This is a genomic window from Mesorhizobium loti, assembly GCF_003148495.1.
GTDB classification, from domain to species: Bacteria; Pseudomonadota; Alphaproteobacteria; order Rhizobiales; family Rhizobiaceae; genus Mesorhizobium; species Mesorhizobium loti.
This window is the reverse complement of record NZ_QGGH01000006.1, coordinates 18952-40729: the sequence shown is the minus strand read 5'-3', so window position 1 is coordinate 40729 and position 21778 is coordinate 18952. Positions and strand designations below refer to the sequence as shown.

At 63.1% G+C, this 21778-nt stretch carries 16 protein-coding genes; 11 read left to right on the top strand and 5 right to left on the bottom strand.

Annotated elements, in window-relative coordinates:
- Positions 1–153: 153 nt before the first annotated feature.
- The gene (locus tag C8D77_RS22065) at positions 154–858 is read left to right on the top strand and encodes a nitroreductase (protein WP_170136795.1); all 705 of its coding nucleotides are present in this window, start codon (positions 154–156) and stop codon (positions 856–858) included.
- Positions 859–897: 39 nt separating this feature from the next.
- Here C8D77_RS22065 and C8D77_RS22060 read toward each other — a convergent pair whose 3' ends face one another.
- The 5 genes from C8D77_RS22060 to C8D77_RS22040 form a co-directional block, all read right to left on the bottom strand.
- On the bottom strand, positions 898–2340 hold the full coding sequence (locus C8D77_RS22060) for an MFS transporter (protein WP_109667868.1): 1443 nt from the start codon (positions 2338–2340) through the stop codon (positions 898–900).
- A 173-nt stretch (positions 2341–2513) separates the two neighbouring features.
- Positions 2514–3101, bottom strand: coding sequence for a sarcosine oxidase subunit gamma (locus C8D77_RS22055; RefSeq protein ID WP_109667865.1), 588 nt, complete (start codon positions 3099–3101; stop codon positions 2514–2516).
- Entirely contained in the window at positions 3094–6087 is a 2994-nt protein-coding gene (locus tag C8D77_RS22050; protein WP_109667863.1) for a sarcosine oxidase subunit alpha, read from the bottom strand. Before C8D77_RS22050 ends, C8D77_RS22055 begins: the two co-directional genes overlap by 8 nt.
- Positions 6084–6395: a sarcosine oxidase subunit delta gene (locus tag C8D77_RS22045; RefSeq protein ID WP_109667861.1), complete on the bottom strand. Its 312-nt coding sequence runs from the start codon at positions 6393–6395 to the stop codon at positions 6084–6086. Before C8D77_RS22045 ends, C8D77_RS22050 begins: the two co-directional genes overlap by 4 nt.
- Positions 6396–6464: 69 nt before the next feature.
- The gene (locus C8D77_RS22040) at positions 6465–7724 is read right to left on the bottom strand and encodes a sarcosine oxidase subunit beta (RefSeq protein WP_109667858.1); all 1260 of its coding nucleotides are present in this window, start codon (positions 7722–7724) and stop codon (positions 6465–6467) included.
- A 245-nt stretch (positions 7725–7969) separates the two neighbouring features.
- Between C8D77_RS22040 and C8D77_RS22035 the strand changes: the two genes are divergently transcribed.
- From C8D77_RS22035 to C8D77_RS21990, 10 genes are all read left to right on the top strand, one after another.
- Positions 7970–10456, top strand: a complete 2487-nt coding sequence (locus C8D77_RS22035) for a mechanosensitive ion channel family protein (protein ID WP_109667856.1) — start codon at positions 7970–7972, stop codon at positions 10454–10456.
- Positions 10457–10613: 157 nt separating this feature from the next.
- Entirely contained in the window at positions 10614–10877 is a 264-nt protein-coding gene (locus tag C8D77_RS22030) for a hypothetical protein (RefSeq protein ID WP_170136794.1), read from the top strand.
- Positions 10878–11104: 227 nt separating this feature from the next.
- Positions 11105–12538, top strand: coding sequence for a UbiA family prenyltransferase (locus tag C8D77_RS22025; RefSeq protein ID WP_109667850.1), 1434 nt, complete (start codon positions 11105–11107; stop codon positions 12536–12538).
- 2 nt (positions 12539–12540) lie between these two features.
- Positions 12541–13893 carry an FAD-binding oxidoreductase gene (locus C8D77_RS22020; protein WP_109667847.1) on the top strand — a complete coding sequence of 451 codons (1353 nt, stop codon included), beginning with the start codon at positions 12541–12543 and terminating at the stop codon, positions 13891–13893.
- A gap of 124 nt (positions 13894–14017) precedes the next feature.
- On the top strand, positions 14018–14452 hold the full coding sequence (locus C8D77_RS22015) for an EamA family transporter (RefSeq protein ID WP_109667844.1): 435 nt from the start codon (positions 14018–14020) through the stop codon (positions 14450–14452).
- Positions 14449–15456, top strand: coding sequence for an NAD-dependent epimerase/dehydratase family protein (locus C8D77_RS22010; RefSeq protein WP_109667841.1), 1008 nt, complete (start codon positions 14449–14451; stop codon positions 15454–15456). The genes C8D77_RS22015 and C8D77_RS22010 overlap by 4 nt, the downstream gene beginning before the upstream one ends.
- Before the next feature lie 104 nt (positions 15457–15560).
- Complete coding sequence (locus tag C8D77_RS22005) at positions 15561–16991, top strand: aspartate aminotransferase family protein (RefSeq protein WP_245951860.1); 1431 nt, start codon at positions 15561–15563, stop codon at positions 16989–16991.
- 21 nt (positions 16992–17012) lie between these two features.
- Complete coding sequence (locus tag C8D77_RS22000; RefSeq protein WP_109667837.1) at positions 17013–18245, top strand: glycosyltransferase 87 family protein; 1233 nt, start codon at positions 17013–17015, stop codon at positions 18243–18245.
- Positions 18242–19000 carry an FkbM family methyltransferase gene (locus tag C8D77_RS21995; protein WP_109667835.1) on the top strand — a complete coding sequence of 253 codons (759 nt, stop codon included), beginning with the start codon at positions 18242–18244 and terminating at the stop codon, positions 18998–19000. Before C8D77_RS22000 ends, C8D77_RS21995 begins: the two co-directional genes overlap by 4 nt.
- A 155-nt stretch (positions 19001–19155) precedes the next feature.
- Positions 19156–21717, top strand: coding sequence for a GcvT family protein (locus tag C8D77_RS21990; protein WP_109667832.1), 2562 nt, complete (start codon positions 19156–19158; stop codon positions 21715–21717).
- Positions 21718–21778: the final 61 nt, after the last annotated feature.

Below are 21778 nucleotides of genomic sequence, written 5' to 3'. Positions count from 1 at the left end.
CAAATTTCATGAGAAATCAAGCTCGTGAAAAAATCAAGTGGATTTTCACGGATGCACAAGATTTGCTTGCGCGATTTTGGCGGTTCATGCAAAGGCTCGGGCAGGAACGGCGAGTGGGGACGTCCGGTCGAGACGAGGGTTAAGGGACGGCCCATGCTGAAAAACAACACCCGAAATGCGGGCGATGCCGAGATTGTCGACGAGGCAATCCTGTCGCGCCGTTCGGTGCGCGCATTTCTGCCCGACATGGTCGACGACGACACGATCCGCGCCATTCTGGCGGTTGCGGCGCGTGCTCCGTCCGGCACCAACATGCAGCCATGGAAGGTCTACGTCATCAAGGGCGAGACCAAGCAGCGGATATCGGACGCCATTCTCAATTCCGGCATTCGCGCCGAAAAAGCCGATTGGGACGAGTACCGCTACTATCCCACGCAGTTCTTCGAGCCGTATCTGACCCGCCGCCGCGCCAACGGTTTCGGCCTCTATGGCGCGCTTGGCATCGGCCGCCGCGAGGTCGACAAGATGCGCGCCCAGCACGACCGCAACTTCGTCTTCTTCGATGCGCCGGTCGGCATGATCTTCACCATCGACCGCCGGCTCAACCAGGGCTCATGGATCGACTACGGCATGTTCCTGCAGAACATCATGGTCGCGGCGCGGGGCAGGGGTCTGCACACCTGTCCGCAAGCGGCCTTCGCCCCCTATCACCGGCAGATCAGGCCGGTGCTCAACATTCCGGACGAAGAGATCGTCGTCTGCGGTATGGCGCTTGGCCATGAAGACACGTCAAAACCTGAAAACACCTTCCGCACCGACCGCGTGCCGCTGGAAGAGTGGGTGACGTTCAGCGAATAGCGGCTGCCCTGGCCAGTCGACCGACATGGGCGGCATGCGCTATTCCGTGTTCATCTGGGCGCCGTGGCCGCTGACATGGGCGCCGTCCTGCGGCGTCAGCTTGAGGTAGGCAAGCAGCGCGCAGAGCGTGATGACGCCCTCGATCACGAACAGGATGCGGAAGTCGTCGGCGATGGCTGGACCACCTCCGGCCAGAAACGACAGTGCCGCGGCAGCCAGGCCGACGCTGATCGCCACTGCCAACTGCCACAAAATGTAATAGAGCGCGCTGAAGCGTGCGAGCTGTTCGGGCGCGATGTCGGAATAGGCGAGGTTGCCGGTCGAGGCCCATTGCGCGGAGCGGAAGACGCCGAAGACGAAGATGTAGGCGAGCACGATCCAGACCGGCGTGGTCGTCTGCATCAAGGCGAAACCGGCGACCATAAGGGCGACGATCGGCGTGTTGTAAACCAGCACGCGGCGGAAGCCGAAGCGGTTGAGGACGCGCGGCATGAAGAAGCGCATCGCCACCGAGCCGACCGCGGCGACGAAGGTCAGCGATCCCGCCTGCACCGCGCTCATGCCGAAGCCGAGCTGGAACATCAGCGGCAGCAGGAAGACGACGGAGCTGAGACCGATCGTGTCCAGCCCGCCGCCGGTGAGGAACGAAATGCGGAAGGTGCGGATGCGCAAGAGCTTGAGATCGAGCAGCGGATTGCGCACGCGCAGGCAGTAGAACGAGGCGACGGTCAGGATGACGAGCGCCAGCGCCAGTTCGCCGGCAATGATGCCGCCGGCAGCGTCCTTGGCGGCAAGCGAATCCATGCCGAAGACGAGCAGCACCATGCCGCTGCCAACCAGCAGGAAGCCTGGAAAGTCGAACGGCGTGCGCACCGGCTTGGTCATCGTCGGAAACAGCGAGGCGGCAAGAATTGCCGCCGCCAGCGCGAACGGCACATTGATGAAGAAGATCCAGCGCCAGGAAATGTAGGTGGTCAGCGCGCCGCCGACGAGCGGACCGACCAACGGGCCGGACTGGCCGGCCAGCGAGATATACATGTTGATCTTGAGTGTGCGGCTGCGCGGAAAGGTCGACAGGATAACGACCTGGCCGAGCGTGCCCATCAAGGCGCCGCCGAAGCCTTGCAGCGCACGCGCGCCGACCAGCATCCAGATATCGTTCGACAGTCCGCATAGCGCCGACGAGGCGGCGAACACCAGCAAGGCAAAGCAGTAGACGTTGCGCAGGCCAAAGCGGTCGGCGGCCCAACCGCCAAGCGGCATCGAGATGATCAGGCTGGCGACATAGACGGTGATAAGCAGGCCGAGCTGGCTGGGCGGACGGCCGAGGCTTTCGCTGATACCCGGCAGCGCCGTCACCACGACATTCTGGTCGAGGCTGGTCATGAAGACACCGCAGGCGACCGTCAGCGGCAGCAGGAGCAGGGCTCTGGCCGGCACATCGGCGCGATCCGTGGCGCCGGCGGATAGTTCAGCGGTCATGGAGATGTTCGAACCAAACGAATGTGCCGACTGTGAGACGGGATTTCATCCCTTGGGCCGGTTGGGCGGCCACGTTTTTCCACCATGGGCGCCTGCGGCGCGATTCTCTAGCGGCAGAACCGGCTGGCGTTGATGCCAGAAGCAGAAGCGATGCGGCCGTCGGGCCGCGCCGCCTACTGCACCTCGTAGCCGACTTCCTCGCTGGCATGGCAGAGCGCCTTCCAGAACGAGCGTGCGAACGAGCGGAAGACATAGATGTCGAACTGGTCGGCGCTGGTGCGCTGGATCTGGGCGAAGACATCGTGATGGGTGGTCGAGCGGCCGGCGCCAACCGGAAAGGCCGGCAGCGAAAAGTCGATGGCGAAGAATTTCGCCAGCACCCATTCGGCCTTCGGCCCGGCAATACGAACGGCGGTGCGACCATGCGACAGGTCGGTCACCGTACCAATTGCCGGGGTCACCACTTTGGCAAAGGCCGCGGCCAGCCCTTCGGCCTCGTCGGCAACAGTGAACTTTCCCGGCGCGAAGCCGAACACCGACTTCACGCCGTCGCTCAGGCCACCGCCGGCGCCATCGGGCAGAGCAAGCCCGGTGACGGTGCGGATGGCTGCAATCAGCCTCTTCTCCTCGCCCGGCCAAGCGGCGAGCTGCACGATCGAGCCTGGCCTTGTCTCGGTCAGGATGATCTCGACGCCATGCTCGAAATTGCCGTGCGAGCCGACGTGAAATTCCGGTTCGAGTGGTGATTGGCGCTCAACCATGCATGCGGCTCCCGTCCGGGTCGAAGAAGTGGTTGGAGACGATCTCGACCGGTCCGAACCGGTTGCGCAAGGGATCGGAGACATGGGCGCGCGTGCCCTGCCGTGCCTTGCCGCCCTTGACCAGCGCCAGCGCGATATGCTTGCCGAGCGCCGGCGAATAGCAGCAGGCGGTGATGTGGCCGATCGAGCCGTGCGGATTGGCTTCGTCAACCTCTTCGACGATGTGAGCGCCGCCGTTGAGTGGCCGGTTGTCTAGGGCAATCAGGCCGACCAGTTCCAGGCGGTCCGACGCGATCAGGCCTTCGCGATCCATCATCGCCGAGCCGATGAACGGCTTCTTCTTCGACAGCATCCAGTCGAGATGCAAATCGCGCGCCGTGGTGCGGCCATCGATCTCGGCGCCGGTGACATGGCCCTTCTCAATGCGCATCGTGCCCAGCGCCTCGAGCCCGTAGGTGACCAGCCCGAACGGCTTGCCGGCTTCAACAAGCGCTTCCCAGACATGGGTGCCGTGGCCGGCGCCGGAATAGATTTCGAACGCCATTTCACCGGAGAAGGACAGCCGGCAGATCATTACCGGCGCGCCTGCTATCTCGCCACGCACGATGCCCATGAAGGGCAGGGTCGCGTTGTCGACCGCCGTGCCGGTGACACATGTGGCGAGGATCTGCCTGGCCTTCGGCCCGCCGATCGCGGCACCCGCCCATTCGTCGGTCACCGAGGTGACTTGCACTTTCAGCTCCGGCCAGATGACGTCGAGGAAATATTCCAGATGCTGCATCACCTTGCCGGCGTTGGCCGTGGTGGTGGTCATCAGGAAATCCTGCTCGCCGAGCCGCCATGTGGTGCCGTCGTCGAAGGCTAGGCCGTCCTCGCGCAGCATCAGACCGTAGCGTGCCTTGCCGACGGCCAGCGTCGAAAACATGTTGGTGTAGACGCGGTCGAGGAATAGGGCGGCGTCAGGCCCTTGTACGGCAATCTTGCCCAGTGTCGAGACATCGACGATGCCGGCGCTTTCGCGCGTCGCCTTGGCTTCGCGCACATAGGCCTGCTCGACCGTCTCGCCGGCATGGCCATAGATCATCGGGCGGTACCAGAGGCCGGCGGAATACATCGTCGCGCCATTGGCGAGATGCCAGTCATGCATCGGCGTCAGCCGCTCGGGCTTCAGGTCGCCGAAGCGTTCCGCAGCCAGCGAGCCGATCGACACGGGCGCAAAGGGTGGCCGGAAGCGCGTCGTGCCGACCTCGGGGATCGGCTTGCCCAGCGCTTCGGCCATGATGGCAAGGCCAGGGACGTTGGAGCTCTTGCCCTGGTCGGTCGCCATGCCGAGCGTGGTGTAGCGCTTCAGATGCTCGACCGAGACGAAGCCTTCGCGATGCGCTAGCCGGACGTCCTCGGCTGTCACGTCGTGCTGGAAATCGACAAAGCTCTTGCCCTTGGCCCTGATCTCGAACACCGGGGCGGGATCGGGATCGCCGGGCACGGCTTCTACCACCGGCAATACAGAAGGCGTGCTCTGTCCACCGGCCGCAGCCAGACCGGCGGCGCGTCCTTCGGCGAGCGCTTCGAGCGTCGAAAAACTGCCGGTGAAGGCGCCGGCGCCGATCCATTGCTGCGTTGGTTTCGGCGGCAGGAAGGCCTGCCGCGCGGCATTCCATTCCGCCTTGGCGCCGGCCTGGCTGGCCAGATGGATGGTCGGCGACCAGCCGCCCGACATCAGCAGGCAATCGGCATGGATGCTGCGTGCATCGCCGATGAGCGCGCCATTGGTCATGTCGAAGCGTTGCAGCTTGAGGCCGGACAGCGCCTTGCCGCCTTCGGTGGCGACGACGGCATGGCCGGCGAAGATCTCAGCCTCGGCTTCCGCGGCCAGCCTGCGCATCTCCGGCGAAAGTTCCGGCCTGACATCGGCGATGGCGACGACCGCGGCACCAGCTTTCTTCAAGGCGACGGCCGCCCGATAGGCGCTGTCATTGTTGGTGAACAGCGCGATCCGCTCGCCCGGCAGCACGCCGAACTCGTTGGCATAGCGCTCGGCGGCATGCGCCAGCATCACGCCTGGCCGGTCATTGCCGGGGAAGACGAGCGGCCGCTCAAAAGCACCCGTGGCCAGGACCACGGATTTGGCGCGGGTCGCCCAGTAGCGATGGCGCGGCTCGCCTTTGCCCGGCTGCTCCTTATGGTCGCTGACCCGTTCGAGCGCGGCAAGCGTGTTGTTGTCATAGTAGCCCCACACCGTGGTGCGCGGCAAAAGCCGGACATTGTCGCGGCCTGCGAGCTGGGCGACGATGCGGCGCGCCCAATCGGCGGCCGGCGCGCCATCGATCGTTTCATCCGACCAGTTGGCCGAGCCGCCGAAACGCGGCTCGAGATCGGCCAGCATGACGCGCGCGCCCTGATCGGCGGCGGCCTTGGCGGCCATCAGCCCGGCCGGCCCGGAGCCGACCACCAGCACGTCGCAAAAGGCGTTCATGCGTTCGTAGCGGGCCGGGTCCTTCGCCGATCCGGCGCTGCCGAGACCGGCGGCGCGGCGGATGAAATGCTCGCAGAACATCCAGAAGCGCGTGCCTTTGAGCGGACCGAACACAGGTCCCATGAAGGTCTTGTAGTAGAACCCGGCCGACAGGATCTTGCCGCCAAGCTGGTTGACGGCATTGATGTCCCAGGCAAGCGATGGAAAGCGGTTCTGGCTGATGGCGACCAGCCCGTCATGGATCTCGACCATGGTCGCCGGAATGTTGGGTTCGCGAACCTCGCCCTTCAGCACCGTCACCAGGGCGTTGGGCTCCTCGACGCCGGCTGTCAGCAGGCCGCGCGGGCGGTGGTATTTGAACGAACGTCCGTAAAGCGTGACGCCCTTGGCCAGCAGCGCCGATGCCAGCGTATCGCCGGCATGGCCGGTGTAGGGCGCCCCGTCGAAGGTGAAGCGGATGGTTTTCAGCCGGTCGATGCGGCCGCCAGTGTCGGTGCGGCGCGGGCTCATGACTTGTCCTCCGCCTTGCGACGCGCGGCCGAGCCATGATCGCCGCGCCCATGATCACCGCGCATGAAGGCAACGCTGGAAATCTCGTGCGTCAGCGTGTTGCGCACGACCCGCAGATGCGTGCGGCAACCGCCGGAATGCTGCCAGATCTCGTTGTGATCGCCGGCCGGGTTAAGCCGGTCGTAGACATAAGCGTTCCACGCCTCGAAATTCTGCGAGGCGGGGTCGGGACGCTCACGGTTGCCGTCACCTTGATAGGTGAACTCGATGACGTCGCGCGGGCCGCAATAGGGGCAAGTGATCAACATTGGATTCTATTCTTCTTGTTTGACCATGATCTTATCGGAAAACCGGCATCCACTTTTCCGGATCAAGGTCTAATGCAGCCTGGGGTTTGCACCCTGGCCCTTGTCGTCGATCACCAGGCCGCGGTGGAAGCGGTCGAGCGTGAAGGGGGCGTTGAGGTCGTGCGGTTGGTCCTTGGCGATGGTCCAGGCAAAGCACCAGCCGGAAGCCGGCGTCGCCTTGAAGCCGCCATAGCACCAGCCGCAGTTGAGATACATGCCGGGCAGGGGACCGGTGGTGATGATCGGCGAGCCGTCCATCGACATATCGCAAACACCGCCCCAGGAGCGCAGCATGCGCACGCGGGCAAGGCCCGGAAACAGCGCCAGCATCTCGCTCATCACCTCGTCCACAACAGGCAAATTGCCGCGCTGGGCGTAGCTATTGTAGCCGTCGATGTCGCCGCCATAGATGAGACCGCCCTTGTCTGACTGCGACATGTAGAAATGGCCCATGCCGAAGGTCACGACCGTGTCGATGAAGGGTTTCAGCGATTCGGTGACGAAGGCTTGCAGCACATGGCTCTCGATCGGCATCGTCTCGATGCCGGCCAGCTGCATGACGCGTCCGGTGCTGCCGGCGACCGCAACCGCCACCTTCTTGGCGCGGATGTCGCCACGCGAGGTGGACACGCCGGTGATGCGGTCGCCGTCGCGCAGGAAGCCGGTGACCTCGCAATTCTCGATGATGTCGACGCCGCGGCGATCGGCGCCGCGCGCATAGCCCCAGGCCACCGCATCGTGACGGGCGGTGCCGGCGCGCCGTTGCATCAGGCCGCCGACCACGGGGAAGCGTGCATCATCGGAGATATCGAGCGCCGGGATCAGGCGTTTGATCTCAGCCTTCGTCATCAGTTCGGCGTCGACGCCGAGATGGCGCATGGCGTTGCCGCGCCTGGCGTAGTCGTCGAACTGGGCCGGGGTGTGCGCCAGGTTCAGGCAGCCGCGTTGCGAGAACATGACGTTGTAGTTGAGCTCGTGCGACAGGTTCTCCCACAGTTTCATCGAATGTTCGTAGAAGCGGGTGTTGGCCGGCAGCAGATAGTTCGAGCGCACGGCCGTGGTGTTGCGGCCGACATTGCCGGAGCCGAGCCAGCCCTTTTCCACAACCGCGACATTGGTGATGCCATGTTCCTTGGCGAGATAGTAGGCGGTGGCCAGACCGTGGCCGCCGCCGCCGATAATGATGACATCATAGGACGCCTTCGGATCCGGCTTGCGCCAGGCCGGTTTCCAGTCCTTGTTTCCCTTGAGCGCGTTCGCGAGCAGCGAAAAGGCCGAGTACTCTGCCATTGATGTCATCCGGTTCGGGCGATGCGGCAGACTATAGAGCAGGCCGCATCCGCAAAGCCAATATTGCGCCATTGCCTTTCGACTGGCCGACGCATTGCTCAGGGATCAACAGGGACAATGATCGGATGAGCCGCCGATCAGGCCGGGGTGAGTGATCGATGCGACGGCTTGCCCCATGATATGGCCGTCTTTATCAAGGACAGGCTTTCAAATTGCCTTTGCCGTCCATGAGTCGCCAACAAGTCATGCTTTTCCGATTGCTTCGTCTCATTTTGATCCTCACGCTTGTCGTATCGGCGCCGCCGTCGTTCGATGCGGTGGCACAAGGGCTTGGCCAGGCGCCTGCCGGACTGGTCGCCGACCAGCAGAAGATCCTGCAGAGCCTGACGACCAAGACCGACAATTTCGAGAAGCAGATCCAGCAGGACGCCGAGGACGACGGCAGCCTCGTCGATATCCGCTTGCAGTTGGAGGAACTGTCACACCAATCGCTGAACAGCGCGCTGGCCTTCCGCACACGCCTTGGCGAGATCAACAGCCGGCTCGAGCAGCTTGGCGCTGCGCCCGCCGCCGGCCAGCCGCCGGAGCCTGACATCGTCAGCGGCGAACGCCAGGCTCTGGTGTCGGAAAAGGCGGAAATCAACTCGGTCATCGCCGTGGCGCAAACGCTCTCTATCCGCATCAGCGGGCTGATCGACAAGATCGGCAACATGCGCAGCGAGCTGTTCCGTAACCTTTTGACCAAGCGCTACGTGCTGTCCGATGCACTGAGCCCGCAGGTGTTCTCCGACGCCAGGGATGAATTCGGCAATTTCTACAAGGCGGTGTCGTCCTGGCTGAGCTTCGCCTTCAAGTTCAAGTTCCAGGCTATCCTGGCGGCAACCTTCGTGGCGCTCGGGCTGGCACTGGTGCTGCTGGTCGGCGGCAGGCGCCTGTTCGGGCGCGTGTTCGAAGCCGACCCCACCAATGAAGACCCGTCCTATCTCAGCCGCCTGTCGGTGGCCTTCTGGTCGACATTACTGCCGACGCTGGCGGTCGGCGCCTTTCTCGGCTCGACCATCTTCTTTTTCAATTATTACAATGTCTTGCGGGGCGACATTGGTCTGTTCCTCAATGCGCTGGCGGCCGTCATCGGCGTTGTGTTCTGCGTTAACCGGCTGACCAATGCAGCACTGTCGCCGCGACTGCCGAACTGGCGCCTTATACCGGTCGAAACGGGGCCGGCGCGCTGGCTGGTGCGGTTGACGACCGCCATGGCGGTGGTCATCGGCTTCAACTATTTCCTGTCGATCGTTAACGACAAGATGGGCTCGCCGCTTTCGCTGACCATCGCCCGCAGTTTCGGCGCCACCATCATCGTCGGCGTCATCCTGATCCTGATGGCGATGCTGAGGCCTTTCAAAGCGCGTGACGGAAGCTGGCGGCCGTGGCCGGCGTGGCTGCGATATACATCACTTGCGCTTGGTCTGTTCACCATAGTCGCCGCACTGCTCGGCTATATCGGTCTTGGCCTGTTTGTCTCTTCGCAGGTCGTCGTCACGGGCACCGTCTTGATCACCGCCTATATCGGCTTCCTGTCGGCGCGGGCGATCGGCGAGGAGGGCGCTTTCGCCAACACCTCCGTCGGGCGCTGGCTGTCGGCCAATTCTAGCTACGAGGATACCGCGCTCGACCAGCTCGGCCTTGTCGTCAGCGTCGCTATCAATGTGATGATCGTGCTGGTGTTCCTGCCGTTGATCCTGCTGATGTGGGGCTTCCAGCCTGGCGACATCGAGGCCTGGGCCTACAAGCTCGCAACCGGGATCAATATCGGCTCGGTGACGATTTCGGTCACCGGCATCCTTTCGGGCATCGTCGTCTTCGTCATCGGCTATTTCCTGACGCGCTGGTTCCAGGGCTGGCTCGACGGTTCGGTGATGGCGCGCGGCAAGGTCGATACCGGGGTGCGCAATTCGATCCGGCTGGCGGTCGGCTATGCCGGCGTCGCGCTTGCGGCCCTCGTCGGCATCTCGGCGGCGGGCATCGACCTGTCCAGTCTTGCTCTGGTCGCCGGCGCTCTTTCCCTCGGTATCGGTTTTGGCCTGCAGAATGTGGTTTCCAATTTCGTCTCCGGCCTGATCCTTTTGGCCGAGCGGCCGTTCAAGGTCGGCGACTGGATCGTCGCCGGCGATGTCAGCGGAACGGTCAAGAAGATCAGCGTGCGCGCCACCGAGATCGAGACCTTCCAGCGGCAGTCGGTGATTCTGCCCAATTCGAACCTGATCAATAACGCCGTCGGCAACTGGACGCACCGCAACAAGCTCGGTCGCGTCGACATCAAGGTCGGCGTCGCCTATGGCAGCGACGTCAAGCAGGTTCATGCCATCCTGCTGGAGATCGCACGCAGCCACCCGCTGGTGCTGAAGAACCCCGAACCCTTCGTGCTGTTTTCCAATTTCGGCACAGCAGCGCTCGAATTCGAGATCCGCGTGTTCCTGGCCGACGTGATGAACGGCAACATCGCGCAAAACGACATCCGTTTTGCCGTGCTCGAAAGATTCAGCGGCGAGCACATCGAAATTCCCTCGACGCCGCGCGCCGTCGTCGAGATCCACAAGCCCAAGGCCTGGCCGACCGACGACGACAAGATCGAGGCCGACTTCGCCGAACAGGAACAGGTGAAGGCAGAAGCCGAGGCGGAGAAGAGGCGACTGGCCAAGTCCCGCAAGACCAAGAAGCCCGATCCGGACTAGGCCCAGGATCTGTGGGCCGCAATCCCGCCGAAAGCCGATTGCGGCATGAATGCGGCATTCAGTTGCGGTTCAGCTTCCATCTCATATAAGCTCCCATGCAAAGGCGAAAATGCCTTGCGAAATGCAACAGAGGCGGTGGGAACACCGATATTGCACCATGTGGAAGTCTCTCGTCGCTGCCGTCGCCCTGGTCGCCGCCATCGGCTCGGTCCATGCCGCGAGCGCGGTCAACAAGGACGCCGAGACCCGCACGCTGGTCGTGACGGAGGGCGGCAGCAAGACCGACCTCGCGCTGGCCGGAGGCGAAACGGTTGAGTTCTGCCAGAATGGCTGTTTCGTCACCTTGCCGAACGGCGACCTCGAAGCCCTGACCGGTTCGGAAACGGTCGAAATCTCGGGCGGCGTCGCCCGCATCAAGTAATTCCGACGGCATGACAGGAAAGGCCGGGCAATTTGCTCGGCCTTTTATCGTTTCCGGTAGCGATTGTTTAACAATGACGCCGGAAATACCACCACAGCAGCCGTCTACAACCGGGCGTTTTAACGTTCGCTACGCCATCCCCCGCTATACCAGCATCAAGACGCCGAAAAGCGGCGCGCAACGGGATTCCGGTTTCCCGGATCATACGCTGGCAGGGCAGGACGGACATGGATGCGCGGTCGGACAGGAACGCAATACCGCTTGCGGTCGATCTCGATGGCACACTGATCGCGACCGACCTGTTGTGGGAAGGGCTATTCATCCTTCTCAAGAAGAACCCGCTCTATATCTTCCTCGTGCCGTTCTGGGCCGCCGGCGGGCCGGCGCGGCTGAAGCAGGCGATCGCGCAGCGCATCGACATCGATCCGGCATCGCTGCCCTATCGCGAGGTGTTGCTTTGCCGCCTCCGGACCGAGCATGCCGAGGGTCGCAAGATCGTGCTGGCGACCGGCACGCCGCGCAAGTTCGCAGACGCAATCGCTAGCCATCTCGGCATATTCGACCGGGTGCTGGCCACCGATGGTCTCGCCAATCTCACCTCGGGCAGGAAGCGTGCCTCGCTGATCGCGGCCTATGGCGATGGCGGCTTCGACTACGCCGGCAACAGTCGCCATGATCTCCAGGTCTTCGACGCCGCGCGCAACGCGATTGTCGTCGCACCCGACCGTCATGCCGCGCGCTGGCAAGCAGCACATGGCGCCGAGACGATGCCGGCGCCGAAGCCGAATTTGCGGACCATCGTCAAGATGCTGCGCGTGCATCAGTGGCTGAAGAACTCGCTGATCGCCGTGCCGATGGTGCTCTCGCACGAATACTTCAATTGGGACATGATCTGGGAATGCCTGCTGGCATTCGTCTCGTTCAGCGCGGTGGCCTCGGCCATCTACATCCTCAACGATTTCTTCGACCTTGCGCTCGACCGCAAGCACCTCACCAAGCGCAACAGGCCGTTCGCCAGCGGTGCGCTGTCGATCCCGTTCGGGCTTGGCGCGATCGCGGTGCTTTTGGCGATCGGCATCGGCACGGGGCTGTTTCTGCCGCCCGAATTCCTGGCTGTGCTCGGCGGCTACATGGTCGTCACCACGGCCTATTCGCTGTCGTTCAAGCGCATGCTGCTGGTCGACGTGCTGACGCTCGCCGGTCTCTATACCATCCGCGTCCTGGCCGGTGCGGCGGCGACCGGCGTCGATGTCTCGTTCTGGCTGCTTGCCTTCTCGATCTTCTTCTTCCTGTCGCTGGCGCTGGTGAAGCGCTTTGTCGAACTGCGCACCACCGTCATTCCGCCTGGGGAGCGCATTGCCGGGCGCGGCTATCGCACCGAAGACCAGGAGATCGTCGCCCAGGCCGGCATGGCCTCGGCCTTCTCCTCGGCGCTGGTTCTGGCGCTCTACATGGATAGTGTCGCGGTGCGCCAGCTTTATCCGCATCCGTGGCTGATCTGGCCGCTGGCGCCGATCGTGCTTTATCTCACCATGCGCGTCTGGATCCTGGCACGTCGCAACGAGATGCATGACGATCCGGTCGTGTTCATCATCCGCGACTGGCGCAGCCAGATCGTGGTGCTGATCGGCGCGGTGATGCTGGTCATCGGGGGCTGGTAGGCATGGCCACGGAGCGGTTCCCGAGCTTTGGTCTTGCCACACCGCCGGCGCCACGCGCCATCGGTGCCGATGAGGCGATCGCGCTGCTGAAGGGCGGTCAGGCGAAGCCGGAGTCTTTGCTTGCCTATGGCAACGGTCGCTCCTACGGGGATTCCTGCCAGAACCAGGCGGGTGCGGTCGTCGATATGCGATCGCTGAACCGGATCCGCGCCTTCAACGCCGAAACCGGTGTTCTCGAAGCGGATGCCGGCTTGCTGTTGTCCGACATCATCGCCCACGCTGCCCCCTACGGCTTCTTTCCGGCGGTTGTGCCAGGCACCCAATTCGTCACGCTCGGCGGCGCCATCGCCAATGACGTGCATGGCAAGAACCATCACCGGCGCGGCACATTCGGCTGCCATGTCGAGAGCTTCACGCTGCTCAGGTCCGACGGCAAGACCCTTCGCTGCTCGGCATCGGGCAATGCGCGGCTGTTTGCAGCGACGATCGGCGGCATGGGGCTGACGGGCCTCATCCTGTCGGCCTCGATCCGGCTGATGCGGGTTCCTTCCCTCGACATCGTCGAGAAGGCGACGCCGTTTCGCGACCTCGGCGAATTTTTCGACCTGGCCGAGGCTGCCGATCAGGCCAATGAATACGCCGTTGCCTGGATCGACCAGCTTGCCGGCGGTCGCAACAGCGGTCGCGGGCTGCTGCTGTCAGGCAATCACGCCGAACACGGCTCGCATGCCGCCTCGCGCGCCGGCGGCAATCTCTCGGTGCCGGTCCAGCCGCCGTTCAATGTGCTCAACCGGCCGTTCCTGACTGCCTTCAACGCCGCCTACAGGTGGAAGAAGGGCAGGGCAACAGTGGCGCGCCAGACCGGATATCAGGGCTTCTTCTTTCCGCTTGACGGCGTGCGCGACTGGAACCGGCTTTACGGGCCGAAAGGGCTTTTCCAGCACCAGAGCGTGGTGCCGGAAGCGGCGGCGCGCGAGGCCGTGCCGGCGCTGCTGGCGGCTGCAAGGCAAGCCGGGCAGGGCTCGTTCCTCACCGTGCTGAAACGCTTCGGCTCCATCCGCTCGCCGGCGCTGCTCTCGTTCCCGCGCCCCGGCTACACGCTGACGCTGGATTTCCCCAACAGGGGTGCAGCGACGCTCGCCTTGTTGCGAGATCTCGATCGGATCACGGTCGAGGCTGGTGGCGCGGTCAACCCCTACAAGGACGCCCGCATGGGCGCCGACATCTTCGCTTCGTCCTTTCCCGAATGGCCACGGTTGGAGGCCCTGCGCGATCCCGCCTTCATGTCTGATTTCTGGGTGCGGACGGCAAGGAATCTGGACACGCGGCGAGGTGCGGTCGAGGCGGCGGAATAGATAAAACTCGAGTAATTATTGGTTACCGGATCGTTAAATCGACGGTTCACTCAAAACATTCTTGTGGCTTCACGAAATGTTTGCGGGTTTGTAATAGGAAGCGTGAAGGGGTGGCTTAGAACACATGAAATACATCGTCTTCATTCTCTTTACGGTCATGACCAATGCTGCTGCACAGCTGATGCTGAAGCAAGGCATGATGTCGCTCGGGCCGATCTCGTTCGAGGGCGTCAATCCGCTCGTCAAGCTGTTGCAGATCGTCTTCAGCCCTTGGGTGTTCCTGGGCCTCTGCACCTTTGTCATCTCGATGGCCTCGCATCTCTATGTGCTGTCCAAGGTCGAGCTTTCCTTCGCCTATCCGTTCCTCAGCCTCGCCTATGTCGCCGTCGCCATCTTCGCCTATTTCGTCTTCCGCGAGGATCTCAATGGCTGGCGCATCGCCGGCATCGCCTTCATCTGCGTCGGCACGGTGCTGATCGCGCAGAGCGGGCGAGAGCGTGAGGACCAGGCGGCTTCCATCACGCCCGACAAGATCCAAGCAAACGAGATCGTTCGATGAGACATGTGATTTTCGGCGGCGACGGTTTCGTCGGCCGCCACCTTGCCCCGAAGCTTGTGGCCGATGGTGAAGAGGTTGTCGTCGCTGACATCGTCAAGAGCGACCTGCCGCATTACCGTAGCGTCCGCTTTATCCAATGCGACGTCACCGATCCGGCGTCGGTCGCTTCGGTTGGGCTCAAGGCCGACGACATGATCTACAATCTGTCGGCCAAGATGCTGTCGCCGATCCAGGTGCGCGCCAAGCGGCACGATTTCTTCTTTCCGGTGAATTTCCATGGCACCGAGCACATCATGCAGGCCATGGACAGAGCCGGCGCAGCCAAGCTCGTCCACTACACGACCGATATGATCTACGGCCACACGGTCACCCAGCCGATGACCGAAGAACATCCGGTCGCGCCGCTTGGCGAATATGGCTGGTCGAAGCAGAAGACCGAGGAGCTGGCGGCGGAATGGCGCAAACGCGGCATGTCGATCTCGCTGTTTCGCCCGCGTTTGATCATCGGCCCCGGCCGGCTCGGCATCCTGGAAAAGCTGTTCAAGCTGATCGACTGGAGTTTGCCGGTGCCGATGATCGGTTCGGGCAGGAACCCCTATCAGTTCATTTCTGTTTTCGATTGTGCGGAAGCTGCCCGCGCGGCTTGGAAAGCCGGTGTGCCCAATGAGGCCTATAATTTGGGTTCGCTCAACCCGCCGCCGGTGAAGAAGCTGCTCGGCGACCTGATCAGGCACGCCGGCTCGAAATCGATCCTGATCCCGACACCGGGCTGGGCGGTCAAGCGCACGCTCGACCTGCTCGACCTCATGAACATGCCGATCATGGATCCGGAGCAATATCTGATTGCCGACGAGGAGTGCGTGCTCGACGTGTCCAAGGCCGGGCGTCAGCTCGGCTGGGTGCCGCAATATCGCGACGAGGACATGCTGATCGCCGCCTATAGCGAGTACCGCGCCAAGAAGGCCGGTCACGCAGTCGCCACCACACATGTGCCCGCCGAATAGCGGCTCGCAAAACAGCGTTCGTTGCGCACGATCCTGGTCGTGCGTGCAGACAGGAGATTGAAATGACCGTCATGGCCAAGCCCGAACAGACCAATGTGCGCACCATGGTCAGCGCGCCGTCGCTGTCGCCCGCCACCATCGCCAAGCCCGACCTGATCAGCGTCGAGCAGGCCAAGGCGATGGATGTCGCCCGCATGACCGACCTGTTCAAGGCGCATCTCAACCCCGGCCAGCTGCATTTCATGAAGCTGCTTGGCTTCCACAAGATCAAGATCGAGCGCGCCGAAGGCATGTTCTACATCGACCAGAACGGCCGCAGGATCCTCGATTTCTTCGGTGGCTTCGGTTCGCTGGCCTTCGGCCACAACCATCCGCGCATCCTGGAAGCACGCAAGAAATTCCAGGAAGAGAAGCGCCAGGAAATCGCCATCGCCTTCATGTCGCAATATGCGGCAGCTCTGGCGCACAACATCGCCAAATGCTCGCCCGGCGATCTCGACATGGTGTTTTTGGGCTCGTCCGGCTCGGAAGCCATGGAAGCGGCGGTGAAGCTCGCCGAGCGCGCCGCCGGCCCGAAGCGGCCGAAGATCGTCTATGCCGAGAATTCCTTCCACGGCAAGACCAAGGGCGTGCTGGGCATCACCGACGGCCAGCTCTACCGCGCCGACTTCAAGATGGCGGAAAACACTGTCCGCATCCCGTTTGCCGACATCGAAGCCGTCGAGCGCCTGTTCCGCTCCGATCCGGAGGTCGGCGTCATCGTGCTCGAAACCATCCAGGGCGGCGGCGGCATCATCCAGGCGCCGGCGGAATATTGGCAGAAGTTGCGCGCGCTGTGCGACCAGTACGGCGTGCTGTGGGTCGCCGACGAAGTGCAGTGCGGCTATGGCCGTTCGGGCCGCTTCTATGCCTTCGAACATTACGGCGTCATTCCGGATGTGACCGCGCTGGCCAAGTCGCTCGGCGCCGGCAAGGCGGCGGTCGGCGCGATGATTGCGCGGCGCGAGGTCTACATGAAGGCCTATGGCACGCCGAAGACGGCGATGATCCATGCCATGGCGACCTTCGGCGGCATGGGCGAGGCCTGCGTCACCTCGATCGAGGGGCTCAACGTGCTCTATGATGAGGGGTTGATCGACAATGCCGCCGTCACTGGCGACTATCTGTTGCAGCGGCTGCAGGCGCTTAGGGAAAAATACCCGAAGATCATCAAGGATGTGCGCGGCAAGGGTTTCATGATCGGCCTGGAGTTCCACGACTTCTCGCAGACCTTGCCGATGGTGCTGCGGCCGATCGTCAGCGTGCTCGACGACAAGCTGAAGGGCTCGTTGTCTGGCTTCGTCGGCGCGCTCCTGCTGCGTGACTACGACGTGCTCGTCGCCTTCACCGAATACAACCGCAACGTCATCCGGCTCGAGCCGCCGCTGATCTGCCAGCGCGAGCATGTCGACCGCTTCGTCGATGCCTTCGACAGCCTGCTGTCGCGCGGCATCGTGTCGATCGTAAAGGACTTCGTCAAAAGCCAGGTCCGTTAGGCGAGTTCGCTGAGTGCAACGATGCTAACCAGGTCGCCCGCTCCCCAAAACCCACTCGACCGGCTCACCGGGGCCGGCCTGGCGTGGGGCGAGGGGACTTATGCGCGGCTGGCAGCACCGGCCGGCGCGGCGGCCTTCTCGCTCTACATTCTTTTTACTGCGTTCACCGCCTGGGTGATGCCAGATGCCAACTGGGACATGCTGCCCTATCTCGCCATAGCAGAGGAGGGCACCTATCCCGATGCCCAGGCACTGCACGACTATGCCTATAGCACCGTCAAAGCCGGCGTTTCAGCGGGCGACTACAAGGCGCTGACCGATGATGGCGGCGGCTTCCGCAGCCACATGACGGAGAATGCCGCCGACTTCCGTTCTCTGCTCGGGATGTACCGGATCAAGTTCCTTTATGCCGAGATTCTGTCGACGATGAGCGCGGTGATGTCGCCGGTCGAGGCGATGCGCCTGTTACAGGTGTTTTCCGTGCTGCTGTTCGGCGCGATCGCCCTGATGTGGCTGCGCTCCGAGGGGGCGCTGGCCTTGGCGCCTTTAGTCGGCGCGGTGCTGATCATGGCTGATTTCGGCGATGCGGCGCGTGCCTCGACGCCGGATCTGCTCACTTCAGCGCTGTTGCTTGGCGGGCTCTACGCCTATGTCCGCGGCCGCGAGGTGGCGACGGCGATCCTGCTCTTTCTCGCCTTCATGGTGCGGCCGGACAATATTGTTTTCCTTGCTGTGTTTGCTGTGCTGCTGGTCGCGTACCGGCAGAGGGCATGGGGTGCGTTGGCCGGTTTTGCCGCTTCCTTCGTTGCCTATTTCGCCATTTCGCACTGGGCCCATCATCCCGGCTGGTGGCCACATCTGTGGTTCTCCAGCATCGAACAGCACTACAATATGGACGGGTTCGAGCCGCCATTCTCGGTGGTCGCCTATCTCAGGGCCTTCGCCACCTCGCTGCTGCGCGCCGTCAGCCTGAACAGCTGGGTCGGTGTGTCGGTGCTGGCACTGGCCGGCTGGTTTGCCGCCGCCCGCGCCGGCTTCCGCCTCGATCGCCGTGCCGGCATCCTGTTTGCGGCACTGGTGCTCGGTGCGCTGGCGAAGTTCACCGTCTTCCCGATCCACGACACCCGCATCTATTTCCCCCATCTGATCCCGCCATTCCTGTTGCTGGCGACGCCGTTCATGGCGCTGTGGGCAGCCGTGGCTCGCGGCCAGAATCGCGCCGCCATGCAAATCATTCCCGGAGACAAGTCATGAGGTCGCTATCCAGCCTGGCGCGCATTGCCCTGTCGCTTGGTCTTCCGAAGGGAGTTCTCGATCGCGGCCCGTCGCTGCGCGGCACGAAGTTCCTGGCCAAGGCGGCGCTGAAGGCGCGCTTTGGTGGGGCAGGGCGACCGTTCCAGATGGTCAATGTCGGCGCCTGCGACGGCGCGCTGTTCGACGATGTGACGCCGTGGCTGCACCGCATAGCTGGCGCACGCGCCATGCTGGTCGAGCCGATCCCGTATAACCAAAAGAGACTGCGCGCCAATTATCCCGACACGGACCGCTTCGTCATCGAGCCGGTGGCGGTGACAAAGGCCAAGGGCACGATCACCGTCCATACCTTCGATGCCGCCGCGCTCGAGGCCGGCACGCTGCCGATCGAGTTCATCGGCTGCTCGTCGGTCACCGACACCAATCTGATGTCGGGCAAGAATGCCTGGGGCGAGGCCGACACCAATTTCAACAAGTTCGCACCACATCTCAGGGACATCGAGGTGCCATCCGAGACCCTGCAGACGCTGCTCGATCGCAACGGCATCACCCATATCGACGCCTTCCTCGTCGATTGCGAGGGCGCCGACTGGATCGTCTTCGAACAGCTCGACCTCAAGCGCTACCGCCCCGGCATGATCAAGGTCGAGGTCGGCGCGCTGCCCGCCCCGGAGATCGGCCAGGTCGTGGTCAAGCTGAAGACGGCGGGCTACCAGGTCGGCTTCCAGGCCGAGGACGTCTGGGCCTTCGCCTGAGCTGATCCAGCGAAAAGAGAGCCGCACAAGGCGCCCGGTGTGAACCATTCGGCCGTCTGGTCGCTCGGCTTTTTGCCAATGTCGCAAACAGGCTTCATCAGCGCCACCGCTCCGCCCTATAGTCCGCCCGCTTTATCACTTTGGAGTCGCGGGCAATGGCAGAGTTTCCGAAAAAGGCGAAGGTCGTCATCGTCGGCCTGGGCGGTATCGTCGGCGCATCGATCGCCCATCACCTGATCGAACGCGGCTGGGATGATATCGTCGGCATCGACAAATCCGGCATCCCGACCGATATCGGCTCGACGGCGCACGCCTCCGACTTCTGCTACACGACCAGCCACGATTTCCTGTCGTGCTGGACGACGCTGTACTCCATCGATTTCTACGAGAAGCTGGGCCACTACGCGCGCATCGGCGGTCTCGAGGTCGCGCGCGTCGGCGATGACAGCCGCATGGAGGAGATCAAGCGCAAGATCGCCTCGGCCAAGGCGTTTGGCACGCGCGCCCGGCTGATCGAACCGGCAGAGATCAAGGAAAAATTTCCGCTGATCGAAGAAACGATGGTGCAGGGCGGCCTGTGGGATCCCGATGCTGGTCTCGTCATTCCGCGCTCGCAGACCGTCGCCGGCAAGCTGGTCGACCAGGCGGAAGCCTCGGGCAAGCTCAAATCCTTCGCCAACACATCGGCCAGGTCGCTCGTCGTCAAGGACGGCCGTATCACCGGCGTGGTGACCGATCGCGGCACCATCGAGGCAGACTATGTCGTCGTCTGCGCCGGCATTTGGGGCCGGCTGATCGCGGAGATGGTCGGCGAAGACCTGCCGGTCATGCCGATCGACCATCCGCTGACCTTCTTTGGCCCCTACAATGAGTTCGCCGGCACCGGCAAGGAGATCGGCTGGCCGCTGCTGCGCGACCAGGGCAACTCGGCCTATATGCGCGACACAGGCGACCCCAAGACCGCCGAGGGCGGGCAGATCGAATGGGGTTATTATGAAGAGACCAATCCGCGCCTTTGCCATCCGCGCGACCTCTTGGAGAAGGACCAGGCGCGGCTTTCGCCTTCGCAGCGCGATCTCGACATGGAGCAGATCCTGGCGCCGCTCGAACGTGCCATGGAACTGACGCCGATCCTCGGCGAACTCGGCTATAATGAAAGCCATTCCTTCAACGGCTTGCTGCAGGTGACGGCCGACGGCGGCCCGTCGATGGGCGAAAGCCAGAAGGTGCGAGGCCTGTGGTATGCCGTCGCCATCTGGGTCAAGGATGGCCCGGGCATGGGCAAGCTCATCGCCGACTGGATGACCGACGGCCGCACCGCGATCGATCATCACGCCATCGACTATGCGCGCTTCTATCCGCACCAGACGAAGGAGCAGTTCATCTGGGACCGCTGCACCGAGACGGCGATGAAGGTCTACAATCCGGCGGTGCATCCGCGCGAACCCTTCTCCAAAGCCCGCAACATCCGGCGCTCGCCGTTCTGGGAGCGCGAGAAGGAACTCGGCGGCTATTTCATGGAGCTGGGCGGCTGGGAGCGTGCCCATGGCTACGCCGCCAACGAGCACCTCTTGGAGAAATACGGCAACCGGGTGCCCGCGCGTGAGAACGAGTGGGACAACCGCCATTTCTGGCGCGTCTCCAATGCCGAACATCTCGCCATGAGCGAGGATTGCGGCATCGTCAACCTGTCGCATTTCGCCATGTACGACATCGAAGGTCCCGACCATGTCGCGCTGCTGGAATGGCTGTGCGCGGCCAAGATCGGCGGCGACAACAACATCGGCAAGGGCATCTACACCCACTTCCTCGACGAGGAAGGCATGGTGCGCGCCGACTTTACCGTCATCCGCATGGCCGACCGCTGTCGTTTGATCGACGGGGCGGACGCCGGCCCACGCGACTTCCAGTACATGCGCCGCACGGCGCAGGACAAAGGTTTTGATGTCACCATCACCGACGTGACCGAGAAGTATGTCACCGTCGGCATCTGGGGGCCGAACGCCCGAGCGACCTTGCAGAAGGTGGTCGAGAATCCGGACGGTCTTTCGCTCGAGAACTTCCCGTTCGCGGCGATCAAGCCGGTCAGGATCGGCGGCAAGGACGTCACCGCTTTCCGCATCTCCTATGTCGGCGAGCAGGGCTGGGAGCTGCACATGCGCTACGAGGACGGCCTAGCCGTCTGGGATGCCTTGCGCTCGACCGGCGTCATGCCCTTCGGCGTCGAGACCTATGCCAACACGCGCCGCATGGAAAAGAGCCTGCGGCTGCAGAACGCCGACCTTTTGACCGAGTACAATCTGCTCGAAGCGGATCTCGCCCGTCCGAAGGTCAAAGAGAACGACTTTTGCGGCAAGGCCAGGCATGTCGAGTTCCGTGCCCGCGAGCACCAGCCGGCCATGCTGTGTACGCTGGTGATGACCGAAAACGTCGATTCAAAAGGCGTTGCCCGTTATCCCGTCGGTACCATGCCGGTGATGGACCCGAAGACCGGCGATACGCTGGTCGACGAACTCGGCCGCCGGTCCTTCACCACATCGATGGCGTACGGCCCGACCATCGGCAAGAACATCGGCCTTGCCTATCTGCCGTGGGCGTACGCGCAGGAAGGCCGCAAGCTCACCATCGAGTATTTTGGCGAAACCTATCCCGTCGAAGTGGCCGCTGTCGGCTACAAGCCGCTCTATGATCCGGAGAATTTGAAGCCGCGCAGCTGAGTGCTCGCAAGCGCAAAAGGCACGAAGCAAAAGCCTGGCATCGGCCGGGCTTTTCTCTTTT